At 59.1% G+C, this 23,938-nt stretch carries 18 protein-coding genes; 12 read left to right on the top strand and 6 right to left on the bottom strand.

Annotated features, from left to right (window positions below):
• From KIH45_RS15760 to KIH45_RS15740, 5 genes are read left to right on the top strand one after another with little or no spacing between them, the layout of a single operon-like run.
• A complete protein-coding gene (locus KIH45_RS15760) occupies positions 1-1,086 on the top strand; it encodes a hypothetical protein (protein ID WP_213176967.1) in 1,086 nt (361 codons plus the stop codon).
• Positions 1,086-1,871 carry an ABC transporter permease gene (locus KIH45_RS15755; RefSeq protein WP_213176966.1) on the top strand — a complete coding sequence of 262 codons (786 nt, stop codon included), beginning with the start codon at positions 1,086-1,088 and terminating at the stop codon, positions 1,869-1,871. Before KIH45_RS15760 ends, KIH45_RS15755 begins: the two co-directional genes overlap by 1 nt.
• Positions 1,868-2,563 carry an ABC transporter ATP-binding protein gene (locus tag KIH45_RS15750; protein WP_213176965.1) on the top strand — a complete coding sequence of 232 codons (696 nt, stop codon included), beginning with the start codon at positions 1,868-1,870 and terminating at the stop codon, positions 2,561-2,563. Before KIH45_RS15755 ends, KIH45_RS15750 begins: the two co-directional genes overlap by 4 nt.
• Positions 2,560-3,762 (top strand): KpsE/RkpR family capsule polysaccharide export protein, encoded by a 1,203-nt coding sequence (locus KIH45_RS15745; protein ID WP_213176964.1) that lies wholly within the window; start codon positions 2,560-2,562, stop codon positions 3,760-3,762. Before KIH45_RS15750 ends, KIH45_RS15745 begins: the two co-directional genes overlap by 4 nt.
• Before the next feature lie 4 nt (positions 3,763-3,766).
• Positions 3,767-5,554 (top strand): polysaccharide biosynthesis/export family protein, encoded by a 1,788-nt coding sequence (locus KIH45_RS15740; RefSeq protein WP_213176963.1) that lies wholly within the window; start codon positions 3,767-3,769, stop codon positions 5,552-5,554.
• 12 nt (positions 5,555-5,566) lie between these two features.
• Here the strand turns inward: KIH45_RS15740 and KIH45_RS15735 are convergent, their stop codons facing one another.
• Complete coding sequence (locus KIH45_RS15735) at positions 5,567-7,633, bottom strand: capsular polysaccharide biosynthesis protein (protein WP_213176962.1); 2,067 nt, start codon at positions 7,631-7,633, stop codon at positions 5,567-5,569.
• Positions 7,634-7,871: 238 nt separating this feature from the next.
• Here KIH45_RS15735 and KIH45_RS15730 point away from each other — a divergent pair, with 238 nt between their 5' ends.
• Positions 7,872-8,582, top strand: a complete 711-nt coding sequence (locus KIH45_RS15730) for a sulfotransferase domain-containing protein (protein ID WP_213176961.1) — start codon at positions 7,872-7,874, stop codon at positions 8,580-8,582.
• Between the two features lie 33 nt (positions 8,583-8,615).
• Positions 8,616-9,683 carry a hypothetical protein gene (locus tag KIH45_RS15725; protein ID WP_213176960.1) on the top strand — a complete coding sequence of 356 codons (1,068 nt, stop codon included), beginning with the start codon at positions 8,616-8,618 and terminating at the stop codon, positions 9,681-9,683.
• A 10-nt stretch (positions 9,684-9,693) separates the two neighbouring features.
• On the opposite strand, the gene KIH45_RS15720 is transcribed toward KIH45_RS15725, so the two are convergent.
• The 5 genes from KIH45_RS15720 to KIH45_RS15700 form a co-directional block, all read right to left on the bottom strand.
• Positions 9,694-11,106, bottom strand: coding sequence for an FkbM family methyltransferase (locus KIH45_RS15720; protein ID WP_213176959.1), 1,413 nt, complete (start codon positions 11,104-11,106; stop codon positions 9,694-9,696).
• A gap of 103 nt (positions 11,107-11,209) precedes the next feature.
• Complete coding sequence (locus KIH45_RS15715) at positions 11,210-12,172, bottom strand: glycosyltransferase family 8 protein (RefSeq protein WP_213176958.1); 963 nt, start codon at positions 12,170-12,172, stop codon at positions 11,210-11,212.
• The gene (locus KIH45_RS15710; RefSeq protein WP_213176957.1) at positions 12,172-13,974 is read right to left on the bottom strand and encodes a motility associated factor glycosyltransferase family protein; all 1,803 of its coding nucleotides are present in this window, start codon (positions 13,972-13,974) and stop codon (positions 12,172-12,174) included. Before KIH45_RS15710 ends, KIH45_RS15715 begins: the two co-directional genes overlap by 1 nt.
• Before the next feature lie 105 nt (positions 13,975-14,079).
• On the bottom strand, positions 14,080-16,188 hold the full coding sequence (locus tag KIH45_RS15705; RefSeq protein ID WP_213176956.1) for a hypothetical protein: 2,109 nt from the start codon (positions 16,186-16,188) through the stop codon (positions 14,080-14,082).
• Between the two features lies 1 nt (position 16,189).
• Entirely contained in the window at positions 16,190-17,374 is a 1,185-nt protein-coding gene (locus tag KIH45_RS15700) for a glycosyltransferase (protein ID WP_225899982.1), read from the bottom strand.
• A 133-nt stretch (positions 17,375-17,507) separates the two neighbouring features.
• Here KIH45_RS15700 and KIH45_RS15695 point away from each other — a divergent pair, with 133 nt between their 5' ends.
• The 5 genes from KIH45_RS15695 (at position 17,508) to KIH45_RS15675 (ending at position 23,927) form a co-directional block, all read left to right on the top strand.
• Positions 17,508-18,968, top strand: a complete 1,461-nt coding sequence (locus KIH45_RS15695) for a capsular biosynthesis protein (protein ID WP_213176954.1) — start codon at positions 17,508-17,510, stop codon at positions 18,966-18,968.
• Between the two features lie 187 nt (positions 18,969-19,155).
• Positions 19,156-20,088 carry an N-acetylneuraminate synthase family protein gene (locus KIH45_RS15690; protein ID WP_213176953.1) on the top strand — a complete coding sequence of 311 codons (933 nt, stop codon included), beginning with the start codon at positions 19,156-19,158 and terminating at the stop codon, positions 20,086-20,088.
• 36 nt (positions 20,089-20,124) lie between these two features.
• The gene (locus KIH45_RS15685; RefSeq protein WP_213176952.1) at positions 20,125-21,291 is read left to right on the top strand and encodes a cytidylyltransferase domain-containing protein; all 1,167 of its coding nucleotides are present in this window, start codon (positions 20,125-20,127) and stop codon (positions 21,289-21,291) included.
• 40 nt (positions 21,292-21,331) lie between these two features.
• Positions 21,332-22,570 carry a DUF6716 putative glycosyltransferase gene (locus KIH45_RS15680; protein WP_213176951.1) on the top strand — a complete coding sequence of 413 codons (1,239 nt, stop codon included), beginning with the start codon at positions 21,332-21,334 and terminating at the stop codon, positions 22,568-22,570.
• A 142-nt stretch (positions 22,571-22,712) separates the two neighbouring features.
• Positions 22,713-23,927 carry a DUF2279 domain-containing protein gene (locus tag KIH45_RS15675; protein WP_213176950.1) on the top strand — a complete coding sequence of 405 codons (1,215 nt, stop codon included), beginning with the start codon at positions 22,713-22,715 and terminating at the stop codon, positions 23,925-23,927.
• Positions 23,928-23,938: the final 11 nt, after the last annotated feature.

Genomic DNA, 23,938 nt, shown 5'->3' with positions numbered 1-23,938 from the left:
GTGACAAGCCAAATCAGCGACGGGACGTTTTCTGTGCGCGTCAGGCCGAAGGCTTGGTCGAATTTCGCCTGCCTTTCATTTCACAATCGGGCCCGAGATTGCGGTTCGCTGTGGCCACGCCCCTTCCCTGCTTCTAAGAAATACTCCAAAGGGCCAGAAACAAACGGCAATGATCTGATCGCGAAGAGGAAATTCTCATTGTTTGACAAAGCCGTCATTCACCTCGGCGCACACAAGACGGGTACCACACATCTTCAAAGCTGGCTTCGCATCAACCAGAAGGGATTGAACTCCCTTGGCATAAGCGTGCCGGCCCGCACCACGATTCAGCCTTTCAGCAAGGCTGCCTACAAGCGCATCGCACAAGGTAAGAGCGCGCAGGTCCCCCAATTATTCGAAACGATGGTTCTTGAAACCGATCCCAAAATTGGCGCCAATCCCAATCTGGTATTGAGCGACGAGGATCTTCTGGGCCTGCCGAATCTCGGCCGCACGAAGACGATCTACCCGAAGGTCGGACAGGTCGCGCAGGCTTTGGTTGCATCCATCCCTGCACAGGAAAGGCTCTGGCTTTTCACGGTCCGGGACCTCGCCTCGTTCATCCAGAGCTCTTACGTGCAGCAGCTGAAGATGGGCGGCTCGCAATCGATCGAGCATTATTTGGGCAAATTCAACCCGGTCGCACTCGACTGGGCCGACGTCATTTCGAAACTCCTCGAGGCGACACCTAAAAGCGATCGTGTCGCCGTCTGTTTTTATGACGGCTTTCGCACCAACCAGAAGATCCACGTATTGCTTAAGGACTTCTTTGGATCATTTCCATTGCCGAAGGAGCAGGAAGGCGTTTCCAATCCCGGCTACAACCTCAAAGGCATCAACCTTGCCCGCGCAGCTAATGCGGCTCTCGAAGATATGCGCGATCGCCGCAAAATGCGCGCCTTCATCCAAGAGAATTTCTCTCTGAAGAAAGGTGAGAGCGCTCCTGAATTGCTGTCACCGGTATTAAAGTCTGCGCTGCAAAAGCAAAGCGAGGCAAGCCTCGAAAACATTCGCGCCATGAAATCGAATAGGCTTGTCTTGATCTGATGGCGACGCGGCGCCCCCCCCTTCAGGTTACGCTCTCGGTCTGGAAGGCCCTGCTGCTTCGCGAAGCCTTGACCCGCCTGTTCAAGGGACGTGCATCATGGTTCTGGCTGGTGGCCGAACCGCTCGCGCATATCGCCATCCTCAGCTTCCTTTTCACAGTCATCCGGCAACGGACGATCGCGAACATGGAAAGTGAACTGTGGCTCGTACTCGGTCTGGTCGGTTTTTTCTCGTTCCGCAGAACCGCAGGTCAGGGCGGTGCAGGCATCGCGTCCAACCGGTCCCTTTTCGTCTATCGGCAGATCACGCCTGTCGACGCGATCCTCGTGCGCTCGCTCATTGAAATCCTGCTGATGGTGATCGTCGCAATCATCGCTTTTATCGGCATCGGTATGTACGGGCTGGACATAATTCCACACGACCCGCTGCTGGTACTTTCCGCGTGGAGCGGGGTCTGGTTGTTCGGGGTTGGTTTCGGCCTCGTGCTTTCGGTGTTCAACGAACTGCTGCCCGAAATCGGGTCCATCCTGAAACTGTTGATGCGACCGCTCTACCTGATGTCGGGCGTGCTTATCCCGATCTCGATCATTCCAGAACCGTACCAGTCGTACCTGATGTACAACCCCATCGCCAACGGCCTCGAAGGCATGCGAAGCGGGTTCTCGCCCTTCTACCACGAAGTGCCGTCGACAAGCGTAAGCTATCTGCATCTCTGCTCCCTCTGCCTGCTTGTCACGGGCTTTCTGGCGCACAGGCGTTTCCGTAAGGAGCTGATCTCGAAATGATCATCGCCGAGAACGTCTACAAGCGCTTTCGCACCGACCACGGCGTAGGAGACTGGATCCTAAAAGACGCGAACTTCACCATTCCGAAGGGAAAGAGCGTCGCGCTGATCGGCCAGAATGGTGCCGGCAAGACAACATTGCTGCGACTGATCGCGGGCGTCGACGAACCGACGCGCGGATCGATAACGCGCGATTGTTCGGTGTCATGGCCAATGGGCCTTGGCAGCGGCCTTCAGGGCTCGCTTACCGGCCGGCAGAACATGAAGTTCGTAGCGCGCATCTATGACCGTTCCGATGACATCGAGGAAATATCAGAATTTCTGGAGGATTTCAGCGAGCTTGGCAGCAAACTCGACCAGCCGGTCAAGACCTACTCTTCAGGAATGAAGGCGCGTCTACAGTTCGGTCTTTCACTCGCGTTCAGGTTCGATGTCTATATCTCCGATGAGATGACGTCGGTGGGCGACAAGCAGTTCCGCCAGAAAGCTAAAGCGGAATTCAAGAAAATGGTCGACCGAGCCAGCCTGATCATGGTCAGCCACGGCGAAAAGACGTTAAAGGATTTCTGTGAGGCGGGCATTCTCTTGTCGGGCGGAAAGGCTTACTGGTTCGACGATCTGAAAGACGCTCTCAGGGAATACAACAAAGAGATCGGCATGGCTGCAAAGCAGCGTAGGGCCAAACGAGCATGAAAATTATGAGGGACGAAGCGTTGGGAGCCGACGAGAACAGCGCGGCACCCGCAACCGGGAACACATCAGACAGGCGTGAGATGCTGCGAGCAGGTTTCCACGAGCGGATGGCTGTTGTCCGCAGCAAGGCGAAGGCAAGCCCGCTTCTTTCAGGGGCCATTGTCGTCACACTGCTTGCTGCCATTTACTGGCTGCTGATCGCGACCCCGCGTTATGTTTCCCAGGCGCACGTGATCGTCCAGAACACCGATCTCGGCGCTTCGGCTCCAACCGATCTTGCCAGTGCGCTAATCGATGGCGCCGGCAACAGCGATGACCAGTTGCTGCTTCGCGACTATCTCCTGTCGGTCGGCATGATGCAAAAGCTGGACGAAGAACTCGATCTGCGGACCCATTGGTCACAGAGCTGGATCGACCCGTTTTCGAAGCTCTGGTTCGGATATACCGACGAGGACCTGCACGAGTATTATCTGAAGCGGATCACCGTTGAATACGACGAGTACAACGGCGTGCTCGTCATCTCGTCCGAGGCCTTTGACCCCGAAACGGCGCAGGCCATCACATCGCACATGGTGCGTGATGGCGGAGCGTTCATGAACGAGATGGCGCAGGGCCTCGCGCTTGAGCAGGTCGCGTTTCTCGAAACACAGGTCCAGCGACTGGGCGATCGCGCAATGGCCGAACGCCAGGCCGTGACCAATTACCAGAACCGCAATGGTCTGGTTTCTCCTGAACAGTCAGCCCAAGCCCTGACCGCGATCATTGCCGACCTTGAGCGGCAACGTTCCGAGTTGAAGATCGAACTATCCTCAATGGGTGCCTATCTTGTCGCTGACCACCCCTCGCTGGTGGAAATCCGCCAGCAGATTGCAGCCGTCGACCGGCAGATCATCCAAGAGCGTCAGCGCCTGACCGGCGGCGAACGTCTCAACAGCCAGGTGGAAGAATTTCAGCAACTTCAGTTGAAGGCCGAATTCGCTCAGAACCTGTATCGTACCGCGCTCACAGCCCTTGAACAAGGACGTGTCGAGGGCGGCCGAACCATCAAAGCGATGTCGGTGATACAACCGCCGACAATGCCCGGAGAGGCGATCCGTCCTGCCCGGCTCTACAATACCTTTCTCGTCGCGCTGGTCGCGTTTCTTCTTGCGGGCCTCGCCCATCTGATTGTCGCGGTGATCCGTGACCACAAGGACTGATCCGATGTCATTGCACCGTCTGCTCAACCAGGCTTTTCTGGGAACATTGGCAGCCTGTCTGCTGGCCATAGCTTTGTCAGCCACACCTACCTTCGCCCAGAGCACGCGCGACGATGACGAAAGCAGTCAGTCGGAAAATCTTGCAGGCCCCGCCGCCGCAGCCTTGGGCTCGGCCGAAGAGGGTGATGAAGACGAAGCTGTCGTCGACCAGCGTTCGCAGGAAGGAGAAACGGTCAGGGTCACCGTTGCGCAGGCACGCGATTATGCCGCGAACGAAGAAAGCGACGTTTTCGGCGCCCAACTGTTTACCGGCGCATTCGCCGCTCAGTCGCCGGCGGCCTTCAATCCCGACTACGCGATCAATGTGGGAGACCGGATCCAGATTCGTCTGTGGGGCGCCTACACTTTCCAGTCGGTGCTGACCGTCGACGAAAACGGCAACATCTTTCTGCCTAACGTTGGTCCGGTAAACGTCCTGGGTGTAACGAACTCGTCGCTGCAGACGCTTGTTGAACGCGCTGTTGCCACCACTTTCCGCTCCAACGTGTTCGTCTATGCTCGTCTGGACGCTGCGCAGCCGGTACGCGTCTATGTAGGCGGTTTCGTCAACCGGCCCGGCGCATATGCCGGGACAAGCATGGATTCGGTGCTTCATTACCTCGACATGGCGGGCGGCGTTGATCCTGAACGGGGTTCGTTCATCAATATTGTCGTGAAGCGGGGTGGCGAAGTCAGAAGCCGCTTGAACCTTTACGATTTTCTGCTGCGCGGAAACATGCCGCAAGTGCAGTTCAACGATGGTGACGTGATCTTCGTGGAACCGCGCCGGGCAACAGTCGAAGTGCAGGGCAATGCCGACAATGCGAACATCTTCGAATTTGAAGGAGAATCGATTTCTCTCCTCGAACTCGGCCGCATGGCGAAACCGCGTCCATTCGTTACCAACGTCCGGGTCACCCGCTCCCAAGGCGAAAAGCTGAGCGTGGAGTACTATTCGGTGCTCGATGCCCCGAACATCGAGATCTATGACGGCGATGTGGTTAGCTTTACAGCTGACAAGCGCCCCGGCACGATCACCGTGCGGGTAGAGGGCGAGCATGACAGCCCGCAGGAATACGTGCTGCCCTATGGCGCGCGCCTTGGCGAAGTGCTGTCGCAGCTTCAGTTCACACCGCTTTCGGCACCGTCCAATATCTCCTTGTCGCGTGAAAGCGTGAAAGAGCGTCAGCAGCGGCTCCTTAACACGTCCCTTGATGCGCTTGAGCAAGCGGCGCTTACCGCACGTTCCGGAACGCGTGACGAAAGCGCACTGCGCTCACAGGAAGCCGAACGAATTCTGCAGTGGGTCGAACGGGCCCGCCTCATCGAACCGCGCGGTCAGGTTGTCATCTCGAACAGTTCTGACCGCAACGATCTTGTTTTGGAGAACGGCGATATTCTTACCGTGCCGACGAAGGACGGTATCGTCGTAGTTTCGGGCGCCGTCCAGTTCCCCAATGCCGTGGCCTTCAACCCCGACATGGCGATCGACGACTACGCAGCCCTCTCCGGCGGCTTTGCGCCGAATGCCGACAAGAACCGCATTATCGTAGTCCGTCAGGATGGCAGCTTTGCCGAAGGTGACGACAATTCGAACATGCTCGATTTCGGCACGCACAAGGCTCCGCTTGAAGAAGGTGACGAGATCCTTGTCATGCCGCGCGTCAACTCCGCCAATCGCCAGATCTTCAAGGAAATTACCCAGATCCTCTACCAGATCGCGGTCAGCGCAGGCGTCGTGCTCCGTTTCTGACGGGCCGGCGCCTCAACGCTGCGCGGCGCTGATAAGTATGCGCAGCTTCCGGAACTGTCTTCGCAAATAGCCCGGCTTCAACGAGGCCAAGGCGCCCTGCGCTTCGAGGCGCGCGCGATCCCTTACAATGCGTTCGATCGTAGCGATGCAGGTCGTGTAGCCCCGCAAGTCGGGATCCCAGTAAATGGGGTAGCGCAGCAACGTCCCTGCGACGAGTTCGTCGAGAGCTAGGCGGCGTGTCCGGCGCAATAGCGCGCCGCCATTTTGCGCCATGTCGGTCGTCAGACCCCAGCCTGCGTAGAACGGCTGGCCGTACGTCACGACACGTTTTCCGCGCAGCAAGGCATCGAACCCGCTCAGCGAGGTCATCGTGTGCAGGCAATCGCAGGCTTCGATACAATCAACGATCGAAATCTCAGTTTCGATGTGATCCGCCAACTTGCGCGCCTCCGCCCCGTGCACCCTTCCCTTGCGGTTGTGGGCGAGCACATCAGGATGCGGCTTGTACACGATGAAGCCATCCGGATGCGCGGCACGTGCGCGCGCTAGCAATTCGAGGTTGGTCGCAACCTCGCTTGTGCCGAACAGTATCGATGCGTCATTCTCGACCTGCCCCGGAACGAGGATCACCTTTTTCCCGCCCGTAGCCCAATCCGGTCGCGCCCTTTGATCGACGTTGTACTTGGTAAGACCATTGTCCACGATCGCCGCGCGAACCCGTGCTGCTTCGGCAAGCTCCCCTGGCTCGAACACCCCGTGCGACAGGATGTCCTCCAGATCGGATATGCATCGGGGATCGAAATACAGACCCTTTCGGTCCAGCACGATGGACAGGGGCGCGATCAGGTCGGACCCCAGACCGAGCGACCGGACGAAACCGTCTTCCATCTGCCAGACTTCGACCTCATCGCCATCGGACGCGTCCCTAAGCTGGCCGGCGCGGTCGACGCCCCACGTTAAGACGATAGCGTCATCCCGAACCGCGACCGTCCGGGCCTGCTCGACCGTGTCGACGGGCATGACATCTCCACGTCGCAAGCCAAGGAGCGGAGTGAGGTTGGCCTGCTTCCAGCGCCTCAAGCCGAGCATGGCAAACGGTCTCTCGCCTTGTGGTCCGTGCAGCCTCATTTCGGTTTCTCGCTGCCTGATCAGCCAGTCGATCGCATCAAATATGTCGCCAACACCGCCGGTCTGCGGATCGATATACGATGCGTAATGGAAATAAGCGGCCGCAAAAAGTTCACTCGCCGTGCGCTCCCGGCTTCGGCGAGAGCACGTCAGACGGTCATCGGTAACGCCCCAACCTGCGTACCAGGGGAGACCGAAACAGGTGACCGGCCTGCCGCAAATTAACGCCTCGAAGCCGAGCGTGGACGTGACGACATAAACCTTGTCCATTGCCTCGAGCAACTCGATCGGGGAAACCGGTTCGGTCAGTAGAATCGTCCGCTCGTCCGTATCGGCGGGCGAGAAATGCCCCTCCTTTTCCCCAGCGGCAGTGACGGGATGCGTCTTGACGTAAATCGTCGCGTCCGGGTTCTCAGCTTTGGCTTTATCGAGCATGAGAGCGAAGGTTTGCGCGCTCGCGCAGCCGAGCTTGATACTGAGATCGCCTGCCGTCTGGTCTACGACAAGAACGCGCTGCCCATCGCTGCGGGCCAAGAGCTCCTCAGACATCGGCGGCGCATGATTGTATTTGCTTAGCCGGTTTGCGACGATGGCCGCGCGCGCGCGCTCTATCTTGTCGCCGAACGGAGCGATCAGGTCAGCTTCGGATTGCAAAAGCGTTTCCAGATCACTTGGACACGTTCCGTCATAATAGATGCCCGTGCGGTCAGAAACTATCGAGACCGGTGGATAGGCATGCCCTGCGCCCCATGATCTGAGGAAACCGTCTTCAAGAAAAAGGGCTGTTCCGCCTGTTTTCCGGGCTAAACCTGCAGCGCGTTGTCCCGACGGTTTGCGACCCCAGCCGATCCAGACAGGTTCACGATGGCCCTCGATCGCGTCTGCAATGAACGTCTCGATGTAGGGAATTTCCGCGATCCGTTTCGAGCAGAAGCGTAATCTTTGTGCCATTCCTTACCGTGCCTGCATTTGTATCCCCGACGCCATCCTTGGCGCGGTAATTTGAAGACCTTCCCACAGGTCGCTGCCCTGCCGGTCGCGCCATTGACACGGCAAACGGCGCGATGCCAAAGGAGAGCTTCATAGACAAGCTGCAAGCGGGCAGAAATATACGCCAAATATCGCGTTATTCTTACGCAATTATCTCCTTGCAGAGCCCGCGTGTCCAACCATCGGATCAGCCATTATCATGAAACAAGATGTCGTCGTCGTCGGTTATCCGAAAAGCGGAAACACGTGGGCGACGCGCTTGGTTGCAGAAGTCCTCGGTGCACCTTCGGTCGGCTTTTTCGGCGCACCGAAACAGAAAGAAGTCGCAAGTGAAGGGGCGGACCGAGAGTCCCCCTATCAAGTTTTTAAATCGCATCATCCAATCCAACGCATCCGTTCGATTTCGAAAGATGCCAAAATCGTTGGTATCGTCCGCGATCCACGCGATGTAACCGTGTCCGGCGCTCATTATTTTTCCCTGAGCAAGTATATCGAAGCGTGCGGCGCTGAACCTGGCCTCGACAAGTTCGAGGCCATGGCCAGGACGATATGCGATGGCGGTGTATATTCGCACTGTACGCGATCATGGCCTGTCGCCGTGGCCGACATCCTCGACAACGATATCCTTATGCTCCGATACGAGGACCTGTTATCCTCTCCTGCCGACGAGCTCCGCAAGACGCTCGACTATCTAGGCGCCTCGCGGTCTCAGGAAGCGATCGACGAAGCAATCGAGAACCAGTCGTTTGCCGTCGCGAAGAAGCGGCATTCCGGCGGTAAGGGAGAGACCAACCGTAAACTGATGCGTAGCGGCAAGGCTGGCTCGTATACGGATTCGCTTAGCGCAGATCAGATCAGCCGGATCGAGAAGGCTTGCGATGCAATGATGAAGAAGTTGAATTACGCCTGACCCCGTCGGCCCGCTTTGTTTGAGGGAACTTTAGTGGAAGAGCTTTTCAGTTTTCGTACCGACCGATTGACAAGCCGGTTACAGGCACTGCTGTTTTCTTGGCGTTATGCCCGCAAGTTCAATGCACGCTGCACGTTTATTTGGCCAAAACCGCGCGCCGAATACATTGCGGACGATACCGAACATTACGAATTCAGCCGCATCTTCGATTTGCCGCAGCTCTATGCGCAATCTCCGGACCTAAGGGTCGCCGACGGGCCAATACCCAAGCAGTTCCAGCGGCTTTGGAAGAAGCACGGCAGCCAGATCGGCAAGAACCCGGTTGTCGAGTCTCTGGATGCCTTCAGGATGGGGCACTTCCACGTCAATGGGGCGCTTCTGGCGTTCCGGACACCGGACGAGGACGCAACGCAAGTGCTGGACGCTTCGGCGCGGTTGTTTGCAGAACTGCCCATCCGGCAACGGATGCTGAACCTCGTCGAAAAAGAAGACCCCGCCGAATTTACGGCCATTCACATTCGACGTGGCGACCTGGTCCCATATGGACGCGAGATTCTGCGGGCCTACACCAAGCAGGATTGGCCGCGCATGCGCGCCAAGTTCCGTATGCTCATGGCCAAGACAGTGCCCCTTACGGCCTATCGAGAATACCTGAAGGAAGTTCGCAAACCCGCCCTCTTCTTCTCTGATGACGAAACGGTTGCGCAGTCCCTGTGCTCAGAAGCCGGTGCACCGGGCAGTCGCGTATACCGGACACCGAAAGGTCACCTCTATCCGATTGAGCGGGATTTCGTGTCCATGCTGGTGATGGGGCGCTGCAAGGAAGTCGTGGGCGGCGGAAGCGTCTACGCACGTTTTGCGGCAAGAACACAGGGTTCGGAACAGCGCGATCTACGCGCCATCACGCACTGGCGCGACTATGTCGACATGATCTGGGACGAATGCCTGTCCCCAGAACAGGATGCAGAATTCTACGAAAATCGCGAAAAGTATTCGACAGGTCTGATCGAGGCGCTCCGAAGCGACGAAGCCTATCTCAAGTCCTCGATCAGAATTACGAAGCGGGCACAAAAGCTGGCCCCGCCCGAACTTTCGGGCTGACCCGGAGCGGTCAAACAGGCGCGGCTCCGAAGATTTCAACGTCCTCGAGGTCCAGGCGCGTGTCCCCCTCGCCCACCAGCTTGACGTAGCGCGCAAGTTTACCGCCGGTCTGGAGGAGCAGTGGGCCGTTGCCCTTGAAAACGCGCGACCCGCCAAAGGCAGTCTTGCCCTTGTGCCGACCCAAGGGCTGCCACTTCAAACCATCGATCGAGCCTAGCGCGCGCAGGCCCCGTGCAGCTGCCGGCGTATCGTCACACCGATTGTAGATCACCAATCCTTCCAGCGCCTTGAGTTCCTGAAGGTCGACAACCCACCATGGGTTCTTCTGCTTGGGCGTTGTAATCCCTGCCCCACCCTGCCTGCACCCCCGGTATTCACCTTTCGTGACCTCGCCGTCACTTTCACCGCTTTGCGTCGTGGGCTGTCCGATGGCCAGATTGGCGCAGGCCGCCACGTTCTGCAGCATGAAGCCGTGTAGGGCAGATGTCTGCTTGTGCGTTGCGTTTTCGGCGATCAGATCAGTGACCCGCTCTTCCAACCACTTCAATCGCATCATCAGCATATGATCCGCACTCGCTTCGCGATCGGCGTGCTCCAGCCATACGCCGTTCAGTTCGATTGGCGGGCGCCGGTCTATATTCACAATGTCCAGATCGTGCGGAATCTGCAGCGGTTCGTCGGATGGAAGGACCCGGTCCTTCCGCAACAACGTTAGTTCGATGACATTGGGCACTGCCATGCCTGAATGCACATTTACCCCGCAGCAGTTATTGGGGTGGGCGTGTACGCAAACAAAGCGTCTCTCCAGCTTTCGAACGAAAGGTGCGAAAACCCGGTTCAGAAACCCGGGATCTGACAAGTAGTGCAGGCCATGAATTTCAATCACGACGATCCGGAAGCGTGACAGCGTTTCATCGCTTGCATGAAGGATATTTCGGAATTCCGCCCCTTCGATGTCGATCTGAAGCATCAGGTCCGATTTCGCCGAACTGTTCGCGGAAACCCATTCGTTGATGTCGAGATTGTCGTCATCTGCAGCCAGGTCGAGCCATTTCTTCTCGAAGAACTGCATCTCGGGAATCAGCGGGGTATGGAACTTGTCGATGGATGACGAATAATCGCACATGTAAGAACGGATGCCGTATTCCTGGGCAAGCGTGTCCTCAAAATACTTGTAGTTGTTCGTACCCGGAGAAAAACAAGCCTCGATCCCGTCGAGATCATCCGGCACCAAGTATCCGCCATCGCCCTCACGGCCAATGCGGATAAGCTTCCGGCCACAAGGTTTCGCCACCATGAAGGAAACCGCCTCAGCAACCGTCATCGCCGGTAATACGGGACTCGTCTCACTCGCAGTTGGGCGATCATCGCTCGCTGCCAGAAGTGCATCAGTTACGCCAAAACGCTTCGCAAAATTGACCACTTAAATCACCTCGGATCGTCGACATCTGCAATTCAGCACAGAAGGCACACCAATTGCCTAGACATTACAAGGACCGCGACCCAAGAGATTTACCCAGTCGCGATTACATTCCCATGCCGACATTTAGCTTGGCCTCATCGACCAGGCCCGGCTTTTCCGCGCGCGACTGACGCACGGCGGCGACAAGGCGTTTTTGCCACTGGCGGCGCAACTGTTCCAGCAAGGCGAACAGGGAAGGCTTGCCATAGCGGTAGACGGCATCGTGCCAGATCTGTTCGGCCGCTTCGTGTTCCAGCTCGCTGTACTTGATCTTCGGGTTCCACGGCTTTTCGCCGACGAAGTGGAAGACGCGGGTATCGCGCGCTGCCATGAAGTCCCGGATCTCGTCAGTCGTGGCAGGTAACTGAATATCGCTACGTTCGAGATCGAACTGCAGCGAACGCTTGGTGTAGTTGAAGCGTTGCGGCAGGTAACCGACGAATTCGTTGCGGAACAGGATGTTGAGGATCGCCTGATCGGCCTTGCCGGTCCCGCGCTTCGGTTTGCGGCCACCCAGCATCGTGGGAATATCCCAGAGGTGGAAACCCTGCAAAAGCGAACGGTTCAGCACCATCACGCCCGTGTTGAAGAACCCGGCAGGCTCGTTGCCGATCGTCATGCGCGCACGGCATGCATTGAACGGGCGGACCGCATGGCGCAGCGGTTCGAGTGAGCCAAGAATGATCATGTCGGAATCGAGCGCGATCACCTGATCGGCATCGGACCATTGGAACGCCTCGAGGATCGAGAAAGCCGGGAACAGGCGTTCCGGTGTCTTGATCACTTCGCGGGCATAAGTGTGGATGGGTCGGAGCATCCGGTCGTCCGCCAGCACGAATTCAACGTTGTCGCAGTGATCCTCGATCACGGCGATCGATTGTTCGGACAGGGGGTTCAGGCTGGAATGAATCACCCGGATCGGGAAATCCCAATCGGGGTTGGTTTCGCGAAGCGATCGCTCCATCACCACGAAGCCGGGCGTGAACCCGTCGTTCACGACCGAGCAGAGGACGGTCCCGCCGCTCATTACTTGGCGCCGACCACGTCTTCGAACTTCTGACGGGGGAATACCTCGAGCCGCCCACCCTCTGTCGCATTGACGATGCGGATACCGTCGAGCGCAAAACGATCGCGCACGATTTCATAGGTCTTGAACACCGGACCGTCATCGGCCCACGCACGCATCAGGCCTTCGTGGCTGGTCGTGCGGGTCTTGTGCTGCGAGTAATCGTAGAAATACGACTTGGGGGAATCCGGGCTGGTAATGCCATAGTCGCAGTCGCAGCCGACGAGATAGATTTCCTTGATGCCCATGTAATGCGCCAGCGGCAGGCAGAAGGTGACGATGCCGGTATAGCCGTCATCCATCGGCTGGGTGAGATCGAGGTTGATCCCGCCGATCTGGTCGACCTGGTACTTGGGCCGGTCGAACAGCAGGAAATCGCACTCCTCGCTGGAGAAGATGCCGTTGTTGATCAGCATCTCGCGAAACGCGAACGAGAAGAACTTGTGCGAGTTGCCCGCCTTGGCGAGCATGACGCTAAGCCAATCGGGATTGGGCTTGGGATCCACATGCGACCAGCCGCCGAACATCTCGTGTGACGACACGGCGTAATAAGTCGGGTCGATCTCGTCATAGTTCGGGTGGTTCACGAACCAGTTGGTGACGAACGTGACCTCGTCCTTCAGCAGGGTGAGATCCTGCTTGTTGATGGACGGCCCGTTGCCGATGATGAAGGCACGCTTGCCCTCGTGAATGTTCCGCAGGCGGGCGAGCTTGTGGTAGGCGCCCGAGGCGAGAAACTCCTCGCGCTTTTTCTGGCGCGCCGTTTCCTGCTTGGGCATCCGCACTTCGTGCAGGGCAACGGCAGGTCTGGCCACCGCGGTATCGACCTTTTGCAGTTCTTCGGCCGGAAGCAGGCCGTCCGACTTGAGTGCGGCGATCTTGCGCAAAGCGAATGCCTGCTTGCCCGTACCGGCCCGCTGCGACGACTTCTTGTCGACGTCGGCGATCGCGATCAGTTCACAGCGGGTAGATGCGTCGTTGGCGCCAAGCGAAGCTTCGAGCACGACCTCGATCCAGCCGTCTTCCATGGGTCGCAGCGTGACGAACCGCCGGCCCGCACCATGGGTTGTCTCGACTTGCGAATGGCGCAGGTTCTTGAGATCGACACTGACCTCTGCCCGGTTTTCGATCCCGTCCTCATCCTGAAGACGGATGCGCAAGGCACGCAGGTCCAACGGCTTCACTTCAAGCGCGACACCGCGCAGACCCGTTGCCGTGATCTTCTCCAGCGGGAAGACGAACGAGTGAACGCCGGTATCCTTGTTCTCGTGCAAAATAACGGCTTCGGAATTGCTGGCGTCCATGGCCTTGTCGAACACGGCCTTGCCGCGCACGACATTCATGCTCATCCCCGACTTCAGCTTGATGCCGGCCTCGGCAATCCGCTCGACCTGCTTGCCGCTCACCATCTGGTTGATGGCAGCCGCGATCGCATCGCTGGAGGCAAGCGACTGGTTCAGTCCCTCGATCTCGCGACGACCGGCCTTGTCGGCAAGGATGACCTGCGAAAGCAGGCGATAGATGTTTTCGAACTGCTGGGTCTGCCCTTCGGTCAGGCGCAGGACCGCCGTGCTGAGCGCGGAGAGGTCCGAACGGAACAGGTCGAGCTGGTTTTCACGCCATGCCTCACGCTCCTCGTCGGCCTTGGCGAGCTTTCCGGCGAGCTTTTCCCGATCGGCAAGCAGGCGACCGATCTCGATCTCGTAATCGACGATGTCGCGCATGATCGACGAATCGTCGGACCCGTCGGAAACCTTGTTCATATTTGCCTCATCAAGTTTTCGCTCAACATTCATGCGTATATCCTCTGGGCGGTGCAAGGAGCGAATTGGTAGTCGCACCTTGTCGCTTTATCGCGTCTTGCTCTCTCAAAAGAGCATGTAGAAGGGTCTGGTCGCGCCCTTTGGCGGCTTTCCGGAATTGACGTACGCGGCCTGCACGCCGTCGCGGCCCGAACGCATGTCGACGTTCGCAATCTCGAAAGGACCTTCCCCCGCGAGCCGGACCTTGTCGTGGGTCGCGGCAAGAACGCGGCGGTCGAGTGCGCTTGTATCGAAGCGGACCGGCGAAGTCGGCGCAAGGATGCGCAAAAGCCCCTTGCCGATCTTGTCGCTAGGCGCACGCGCGCTCAACGGCTGGGCTGTCTCTCCGTTGAAATTGATCGAACAGTTCAGCAGACCGACTTCATCGATGCCGAGCCATGGCGCCTTCAACCGCGAAGTGCGTAGCGGCTTCAAACATCCGGTGTGCATGCAAACGACCGTAGCGCCCTCGGGGCCGGCGACATGAGTCAGGAAAGTGCTGTCCCTGCCGATCGCGACCTGCATGCTCGTCCGGTCCCGACCAACCGAAAGTGGCGTTGCATCACCCCCCTGCGGAACGAACGGGGCAAGGCCGAAGCCCGCCGTCGTCATGCCTTGGTGCTTTGCAGATTCGGTCCCACGCTTTGACAGAGTGAACAGTTGCAGTTCGACGGTGCGCCATGTCTTTGGCTTGAAGAACACCGTAATCGTGGAATCGCGGTTTTCGTCGACATGCACTTCGGCGAAAAGAACGCCCGCCTGATTGGTCTCGCCATAGAAGCCGGGGGTATCGGCCTCGAACGAGACTTCGACGAAATCACCACCGCCGGTGGGAGCAAGGCGAAGCTTGAAGGCAAACCGCTCTTCCGCACGCAGCCGGAAGACATGGCAGTAAGCCGCACCGAATAGATCGCGGCGGGCCTTGAGGATCGTAGCCCGGTGAACGTTCTTGCCCCCCGTTTCCACAAGCCGCGTCCAACCGTCGTTAGCCTCGCCCGGTACTAGCCCTTGCAGATCATCGTAAAGCGGCGCGGTTGCCGCCTTGACGGACGGGAGCGAACCTTCACGCTTCACCACCTTCGACGAGGCCCATGGTTCAAGTTCTGCCAGTTCCTGCGAGACGGCAACCACACCCGAATTGCGCCGCAGGTTGTCGACCATCACGCTGGTCACGTGATTGAAACGCGTCGCACCGGTAAAATACCGATCCTTGGGGATGACCAGCACAACCGGCGACCGCTCACCATAAATGCGGCTGAGGGTATCCGCCACGGTCGACCCGAACACGAAAACCTTGTGCGGCACGACCTTGCGGCGGAGCACGTGGCGTTCCAGTCCGTCGGCATTGCGATTGACGACAAAGCCAAGGCGGTTCTGCAAACGCTCCAGCTTCGCGGGCTCTTCGCGGCGGTGCGGGAAATAGACGATGCGCCTGTCGGGAAACCATTCGCGAATGCGCTCGCAAAGCGAGAGGTAGTATTCCATGCGGGCAAGCTTCGCCTCGACATGGTTGGTGCCGCAGACCCAGACATCCTCGACCGGCTTGAACCGGCTGGCATCGACCTTGTCGAAATGCTGGTTGTGAATGACCGCATCGGTCTGCGCGATCTCGGTGCCGTTGCCGTAGATCGTGAAATAGGTCAGCGCCGCAGGTTCCATCGGCAGGAACGGATCGCCTTCGCCAAGATCGGGCAGAATCCCGCGCGTCACTTCGTCGGCATCAGCGCCAGAGGCGCGGTAGCTCATGACATAACGCGATACCGCACCGTCATCGACAAGCACGACTTCGGGTCGTTTTTCGGCCAGTGGCTGCAGGAATTGCCGGAACGACATGGGGCGATAATCGCCAAGCAGAACGACGTCGTAATCCGTCCCGACATCACCGAAGAATCGGTTGATCCTGTCCATGTATTCCTGGCGGTTGCGCCTCTCTGCCAGGGCCCAGTTCCGTTCGGTCGGGAAATACTTGCGCGGCAACTGGCGATAGGGAGCGAACGCCGCAATCCGCTCAAACGGTGTCTTGGCCGCCTGCGCGATCGCCCTGCGATTGTCTTCTTCCCGAACCGAGCCGACATGCGCCAACGTGCATGCGCGGAAATCGAGTCCCTGCTGACGCACGTACTGTTGCACGTTCTGGATCTGCAGCGGGGATGTCGCGACTGCCAGTAGCTTCATGTCAGGCGAGACACTCTTGATAGAAGTCCTGATATTGCCGGGCGATTGCCGGGACCGAATAGGATGACGCACTGGCAAGGCAGGCGCTGGTCATCTCGTTATAACGGTCGTCCGAGAGCCCCGCCACCTTCTCCAGCGATGCAAGGAAGTCGTCCGGGTTGCCGGGGTCGAACAGCCAGCCTGTGTCGTTGTCCAGAATTTCCGCGCCGCCGCCCCTGCTCGACCCGAGCACCGGTGTGCCGTGGTGCAGCGATTCGGCGAACACGCGGCCAAACGGTTCGAACCAGATCGAGGGAACGACGCAGATCCGCACTTTTTCGAAGAACTCGGTCTGGTCGATGTAGCCGGCAAATTCGATGTCCGGGTGATCGAACCGCTGCTTCAGGTCCTCGACATAGTCGGGATTGCCATCGCCGGCGATCAAAAGGCGCTTACCCTTGCCCCCGCGACTTCGAAGCGCAGTGAAAGCCTGCAACAACTCTTCGACACCCTTGGTTTCGTGAATGCGTCCAAGATAACCGAAATCATAAGCACCGGACTTGTCCGGCACGCTCTCCAGCGTGGGTTCGTAGCTGTTGGCGATAACTGCGCGATGGGTAACGTTCGAGAACCAGCCGGAACGTGAATGGACGTCGAGAACGTGATCGCTGATCGCGATGACCCCGGTCGCGAAATTGGAATGATTGCGGGCGCTGCGGCGCGACTTGGTCGCACAGGCAAAGCACTGCCGCGTGCACGGGTCGATCCCGCGCAGCATCCGGCGGTGGCACAGCAACGAATAGGATCGCAGCGTATGGACAAGCGGGATGCCCATATCGCTTGCCAGCTTCCAGAAGCCGGCCGGATTTCCGACCACCGCGGTGTTGATGATGTCCGGGGCGAAATCCTCGATCGCAGGGCGCATCCGGTCTGACAGATGCTCGACCTTGTCCTGCTGCCCGCGCAGGACATCGATTTCCAGCCGCGGCCTTGCCAGCACGTTAGGTTCGTATCCCGGCGCCGATCCAAGGCGGAAAACCGGCACACCCTCGAATTCCTCCAGAACCGATTCTTCACCTACATTCTGGCTGAGCACGCGAACTTCGTGCCCCAGGCCGATTAGGCCCCGGGCAAGATAAAAGGTCGATATCTCAGAACCCCCGATCCCCAATTCGGGAAAGAGGGAGTTCACCAGCGCAATGCGCATCTATTAGTTCGTCCCCGGCAATTCGCGGCTGCAGCGGAGCCATCTAACTGTTTTTATTCCCTTTGCGATACCCCCCGCCCCCCATTATTTTTGAGCTCTTGCTTCTTGCAGCCATATGGCTAGGCCATCCCCCATGGCATCGGATGACCACAATCTGGGCACATCTCAAAGCGATGATGAGCGACATCTCCCGCACAGGGCGATGTTTTTCGGCGATAGCGACAGCCAGATATTCGGCACCCTGCGCCACGCGGCGACGCTGAAGGCCGCGGGTTGGCAAGTGCAATATGCCGTGCCGGATCTTGACCGGATCCCGTCGGCGGTCGCCGAGAGGCTCGCCGGCCTGTACGACATCGTGCAACTCACGCTGGACGAACTGGCGCAGAGAGAGGCCTTCGCCGATCTCGATGCAATCGGTGTCTACACGACCGGCTCCGCCCTCGCCCAGTTCCGCCACGATTTCGAAATGTCGTGTCAGTCCTTTGAAGGGCGGCGGCCCACGATCTTCACCGGCTTCAACGGCTTGGTGTTCGAGAAATTCGAAGAAGGTCTTGCCTGGCGCGCCGGCTTCGACGTGATCACCGTCAACGGTGAACGCGATCGGGCGGCGATGCAAAAGTTCTTCGCGCAGGGTCCGGAACAACAAGCGGTCGTCACCGGCTTCGGCAAGTCACCGGCGCAGCAGGCGCGATCCGATCACGGACCCAGGCTGTTCGTCTTTGCAGAGCAGGTCATTGTTCCTTCAAAGACCGGGGAGCGCGAACAGCTGGTCATCGAACTGGCGCGGCTGGCCAATGACAATCCCGACTGGACAATCCTGATCAAGGCGCGTGTCCAGCCCGATGAACAGACGTTCCATCAAGGCAGCGAACATATCGCCCGGATTTTCGAGCGCATCGAAATACCCGGGAACCTGTCCATAAGTTACGAGCCGCTTCCCTCTCTTCTGGAAAGGGCGGGAATCTTCGCAACGATTTCCTCGACAGCGATATTCGAGGCGCTTGAACGGGGCGTGCCAAGCTTCGTTGTTGCAGATTTCGGTATCCGCAATTCTCATGGCACGCATATTTTTCACGGCAGCGGACTCCTGCGGCGACTGGACGAGGCAGGCGATCTCGACCAGCTCGTGCTGCCCCAGCCTAATGCCGGTTGGAGCAGGGACGTCGGACATGGAGTGTCCGGTGGCGACGCACTGGTCGCAGCGGTCGGAAAGGCGCAGGACGCCAAATCCTTCCGCAAACCGTTGTACGCCGCGCGCCACATCGCATCGGCAGCCCAGCGCGTCGGCGAGTCACCTGAATTCCAGCACGCCTTGTCGAAGGGGAAACTTGCCTGGGCGGCTTCCGATTACGCGGAGGCGGCAAGACTTTTCGAACAGGCGGCGGAGCTTAACCCACGATCTGCCAAGGCGCACAGATATGCGGCCGAGGCTTGGATCGCAGACGGGAAACACGTGGCCGCTCGGCGAAATCTTGCTGCCGCGCTCTCGCTCAGGCCCCAGAACAGGAACATCAAGCTGCGGCTTTGGTCCACCGGATTGCCTTGGCGATACCTGCCCCGGTTAAGGTCTGTGGGTCATTTCGCAGTCATATAGGACAATGCTGCAGGGATTGTGCAAAGCAGCAATCCCGGGCATAATTGAGATGTTGTGGGCTAGGTTAGCAAAATAGCCATATAAATAAGAGAGGAACCTGAGCTGATTAAGGCGCGTCAGGGCCTCGTTACAATGCACGTCGCCCGCACGGCGGCGTGCGACTGAAAACAAGGATTCGGGTCGAATTATGAGCGAAGTGAAGGTCATTGCAGAGATCGGCTGCAATCATAAGGGCGACATGGAGATCGCCAAGGAACTCATCCGCGTGGCGGCGAAGGTCTGCAACGCGCATGTCGCGAAGTTCCAGAAGCGCTGCAACCGCGAGCTTCTCAGCCCCGTCGAATATGCAACGCCGCATCCTGTGCCAGCCAACGCCTATGGCGACACTTATGGTGCCCACCGCGAATTCCTCGAATTCACGCTCGACCAGCACCGCGAACTGCGCGACGAATGCAACGAACTGGGTATCGAGTATTCGACCTCGGTCTGGGACATGACTTCGGCCCGTGAGGTTACCGAGCTCAACCCGACGCTCATCAAGATCCCGTCGGCAACGAACCAGCACTACGACCTGCAGCGGTACCTGTGCGACAACTATGGCGGCGAGATTCACGTTTCGACCGGCATGACCTCGCGCGACGAGATTGCAGAACTGATCGACTTCTATGCCGAACAGGGCCGTTCCAAGGATCTCGTGGTCTATGCCTGCACCTCGGGCTACCCGGTCCCGTTCGAAGATCTCTGCCTGCTCGAAATCAATCGCCTGCAGGAACAGTTCGGCGACAAGGTGAAGTACATCGGCTTCTCGGGCCACCACCTTGGCATCGCTGCCGACGTCGCCGCGATGACCACCGGCATCATCGGTGAAGAGCGTTACGGCAAGGGCAAGTTCGGTTACATCGAACGCCACTTCACGCTCGACCGGACCTGGAAGGGCACCGACCACGCCGCCAGCCTCGAACCCGACGGCCTGCGCCGCCTGTGCCGCGACGTTCGCAACATCGCCAAGACGCTGACGTACAAGTCGGAAGACGTGCTGCCGATCGAACAGGTCCAGCGCGACAAGCTGAAGTGGAAAGCTTCGGCCGACGATGGCAAGGTCGTGAATCTGGCGCGATGACGGGGGATCACCCTCCGGCAGGAGGGTGACGAACTAGTGCGAACTGTCGCGATTATTCCGGCGCGGGGCGGCTCGAAAGGCATCCCCGGCAAGAACATCAAACCGCTTGGCGGAATTCCGCTCGTGGCCCGGTCGATCCGGGCTGCGATCGCGGCATCGTCGGTGGACGAGGTGTACGTCTCCACCGACGACGCCCGTATTGTCGAAACCGCGCGCCTGTGGGGTGCGGGGGTCGTCGATCGTCCCGCCGAGATCTCCGGCGATCAGGCTTCTTCGGAAAGTGCGCTTCTCCATGCGATCGATGTGCTCGAACGCGATGGTGCCCCGGTTGATGTTGTTGTGTTCCTGCAATGCACGTCGCCGTTTACGTCGGCCGAGGACATCGACGCCGTGACGGCAGCGCTGGCCGAGGGCGGCGACTGCGCGTTTTCGGTCAAGGAAGACCACGGTTTCCTGTGGCGCATCGATGGCGACGGGGCGGGCGCGGGCATCAATCACGATGAAACTGCACCGCGCCAGCGCCGACAGGACATGGAGCCCCAGTTCCGTGAAACCGGTGCGATCTACGTCATGAAGGTTGCGCCGTTCCGCGAACGAGGCGTTCGTTTTTGCGGCCGCGCGGTTCCCGTTGCGCTGGAAACGCCCTCGCTTGAAATCGATGATCCATCGGATTGGCATGTAGCCGAAGCGATGGCGCACAAGATGGACGCCCGGTTGCTGGCCCGAACCGGCCTTTCCGGCATCCGGACCATCGTGACCGATTTCGACGGGGTGCATACCGACGACAAAGTCCTCGTCGATCAGGACGGGCGCGAAGCAGTCATGTGCAGCCGCAGAGACGGCATGGGGTTAGAGCTTCTGCGCAAGGCCGGCTTTCGCATCCTGATTCTGTCGAAAGAAACCAACCAGGTCGTGGCGAGGCGTGCGGAAAAGCTGAAACTGGAAGTCATCCACGGCGTCGAGAAGAAAATGGACGTACTGGCCGGCTGGCTGGCGCAGAACGACCTCACCTGGGATGAAATCGCCTTTGTCGGTAACGACATCAATGACGTGGATTGCATGAAGGCTGCTCGGCTTGCCTTCTGCCCTGCCGACTCCCACCCTTCGGCGTTGACAGTTGCCGACATGGTTCTCCCTCAGGACGGGGGAAACGGGGCCCTGCGCACGATGGCAGAGCTTTTTCTTTCGTCGACGCCGCGCTAAGGGACCGGCCCGGGGATTGGTTGGTGAAAGGTAGGTCTGCATGAAACGGCCGGCGCGCATCCTGCTCGTCGCAGGTTTCGATTCCTTCATTCGATCAGCCTGCCTTGTCGGCCGTCCCTTTGCCGATGCGGGTGCCAAGGTCGAATTCGCCCTCCTGCAGACGCGGGCCGACCAGATTGCCAAGGCGCAGCTGAACCGCCTCAACGTCCCGTTCGACGGGTCGGTCGAGACACTGGACACGCTTTGCGTTCCCGAAGTCCTGTCGCGTTATGACCTGTTGATCCTTGCGGTCGACGGTTCGGCATGGCGCCGCTTCTTCCTGCGTTTTGAAAAGATGACGGATGCCAGCCGCCCGCTGGTTCTTGGCATCTACCCCGGTGCGGTGCTGCGTTATCACTATGACGGCTTTGCCAGCCGTGCGCCCGCAGACTTCCTGTGGCTCAACGCGCAGGACGACCTGCAGCGTTACGAGGGGATGTGCGCCGCATTCGGGGCCGATGCGTCCAACGCTTCAGTCTTCGGCCTGCCTTCGCTTCTCGCACCGATCAAGCGGTCCGAAGAGCCGCGCAAGCGTATCGTGTTTTTCGAACAGACGGTGATCCCGCGATCACGGAACGACCGCCTGTTTCTTTCCGAACAACTAGTGCAGCTGGCGCAGCGGTTTCCGGATTATGAGCTGGTCATCAAACCGCGGCACGGGATCGATGAATTCACCCTGCACCGCGCGCGCGTTCATATCGAAGCGACGCTGGCGGCCGCAGGACAGGTTGTCGGGGCCAGCCCGCCAAACCTCTCGATCTCGCACGAACCGGTCGAGGACCTTCTGGCCGATGCCTCACTGTGCCTGACGGTGACCTCGACGGTCGCTCTCGAAGCCGTGCACGCAGGCGTGCCGACGGCCCTGATCAGCGATTTCGGCGCGCACGACGATACCGGTATCCAGTTCTTCTACGGATCGGACCTGATGCGATCGTTCGAGGAGATCGACCCCGACAATCCGCCAGTCGTAAACCGGGAATGGGCCGAGCAAGCCCTGTTCGATCCGACCCCTCATCTTGAACGCAAGGTCGACGAAGTGTTGCGGGCGATCGAACAGCACCGCGACCACCCCCGTCCGCAGCGCTCGCTTGCCCCACTGCTCCATTCCCGTCTTCGCCACGAGACCCTGATCGGGAACCTGTCGGTCGACGAAGTCGGGACCCGATCCTATCAGAACGAACCCAAGACCGGCATTCGCGGTGTTGTCAGCCGGATGCGGGGGCGCTTCAAGCGGCGGTGAAATGTGCATGGTTTCGTTTTCAGGTCGAACCCTGCCGAATTTACGCCGAGTATCATCGCGTTGAAGCAATTAGGGGTTCAAGCCGCCATCAAAGTATGGTTTGGCCTCCTGATCCAATTGGTCGCACCCGGAGACGAATACATTGCGCAAGCACCTCGTGACGAGCGTCTCCTCACTGGCATGCCTTGTCGCTGCCATTGCCCTGCCCGCAGGCGGGGCTCAGGCACGTACTCTCGATCTGGACGAAATCGCGATGCCCGGCATCGATGGCGATGCGCTCGCCTCGGTGGAGCAGGGTAGCGATCTTACCGACATTGCGACGGTCGCTGGCGCCATGCCTGGCCGTGGCGGCAACGGCCCTCTGCTGATCCTGTCGGACGGCGGTTTCGATCTTGCCCGCTTCGCCGCGCAGGATGGCGACGCATACGGGCCGGCAGAACCGGAACCCACCGCCGTGGAAACGCCGGTCGGGATCGACGGTCAGCCCGAGATCAACCCCTATTTCGATGCGGACGGCGATGTTGTGCTCAAGCGGTGGGCCGACCACGTGCCGCACGCTTACGCGACGCACAAGAACTTCGGCGCGCAGTTCAGCACGATCACGACCGAAATGGCGCTGTTCGCGCTCTATTTCTCGGCGCAGAGCGGGAAAAAGCTGTTTCGCGAAACCGACAGCTTCAGCTTCCATGACGAAGGTTGGTTCGGGAAGGACACCGGCAGCCTCGGCTCCGACAAGATGCTGCACGCGTTCGACACGTACCTGATCGCCGAAATCCTGCACATGCGCCTGCACGAGACGACGAATGCGTCGCAGGGCGATGTCTGGGTTGCCGCAGCCCTTGCATCGGCACTGATGGCGGCGAACGAACTGTCCGACGGGATCGAGCCTGACACCGGCTATTCTTTGAACGACGTGGCCATGAATACGGCAGGGGCGCTGTTCTCTGTCCTGCGTAACACCGTTCCGGGCCTGCGTGACAAGGTCGCCTTCAAGCTCGAGATTGTGCCCAACGACGACATCTATTCCTATCGCGGGCGCAAGCATTACGAGCAGCAGCGCTACATGTTCTCGATCAAGGGGCGCGGTTTCGAAGGGTTGAAGGATACGCCGTTCCGGTTCCTCGATCTGCAGCTCGGGTATTACGCCTCGAACTTCCTGAAGTCGGACATCGACGCCGGGGAAGAGCCGCGCCGCCACTTGTTCGTCGGCGTCGGGCTCAACGTGGGTGAAATCCTGTTCGGCAGGAACAAGACCGGCTTTTCCAGGCATGCTGACCGCGTGCTGGATTACCTTCAGCTACCCTACACCTCGGTCCGGCTCGATGCGCATGGTGACGTGAAGTACGGACGGTACTGATCGCGCTTTTC

Source organism: Croceicoccus gelatinilyticus, from assembly GCF_018398395.1.
Taxonomy (GTDB): domain Bacteria; phylum Pseudomonadota; class Alphaproteobacteria; order Sphingomonadales; family Sphingomonadaceae; genus Croceicoccus; species Croceicoccus gelatinilyticus.
The sequence above is the reverse complement of the archived record's forward strand: the minus strand, read 5'-3'. Positions and strand labels throughout refer to the sequence as shown.

Excerpts from the sequence above, each read along its gene's own strand:
- KIH45_RS15715 (WP_213176958.1), bottom strand. The coding sequence starts at position 12,172 with ATGAGCGGCGGGACCGTCCTCTGCTCGGTCGTGAACGACGGGTTCACG.
- KIH45_RS15690 (WP_213176953.1), top strand. The coding sequence starts at position 19,156 with ATGAGCGAAGTGAAGGTCATTGCAGAGATCGGCTGCAATCATAAGGGC.
- KIH45_RS15755 (WP_213176966.1), top strand. The coding sequence starts at position 1,086 with ATGGCGACGCGGCGCCCCCCCCTTCAGGTTACGCTCTCGGTCTGGAAG.
- KIH45_RS15695 (WP_213176954.1), top strand. The coding sequence starts at position 17,508 with ATGGCATCGGATGACCACAATCTGGGCACATCTCAAAGCGATGATGAG.
- KIH45_RS15680 (WP_213176951.1), top strand. The coding sequence starts at position 21,332 with ATGAAACGGCCGGCGCGCATCCTGCTCGTCGCAGGTTTCGATTCCTTC.
- KIH45_RS15700 (WP_225899982.1), bottom strand. The coding sequence starts at position 17,374 with ATGCGCATTGCGCTGGTGAACTCCCTCTTTCCCGAATTGGGGATCGGG.
- KIH45_RS15745 (WP_213176964.1), top strand. The coding sequence starts at position 2,560 with ATGAAAATTATGAGGGACGAAGCGTTGGGAGCCGACGAGAACAGCGCG.
- KIH45_RS15750 (WP_213176965.1), top strand. The coding sequence starts at position 1,868 with ATGATCATCGCCGAGAACGTCTACAAGCGCTTTCGCACCGACCACGGC.
- KIH45_RS15705 (WP_213176956.1), bottom strand. The coding sequence starts at position 16,188 with ATGAAGCTACTGGCAGTCGCGACATCCCCGCTGCAGATCCAGAACGTG.
- KIH45_RS15740 (WP_213176963.1), top strand. The coding sequence starts at position 3,767 with ATGTCATTGCACCGTCTGCTCAACCAGGCTTTTCTGGGAACATTGGCA.
- KIH45_RS15735 (WP_213176962.1), bottom strand. The coding sequence starts at position 7,633 with ATGGCACAAAGATTACGCTTCTGCTCGAAACGGATCGCGGAAATTCCC.
- KIH45_RS15710 (WP_213176957.1), bottom strand. The coding sequence starts at position 13,974 with ATGAACAAGGTTTCCGACGGGTCCGACGATTCGTCGATCATGCGCGAC.
- KIH45_RS15730 (WP_213176961.1), top strand. The coding sequence starts at position 7,872 with ATGAAACAAGATGTCGTCGTCGTCGGTTATCCGAAAAGCGGAAACACG.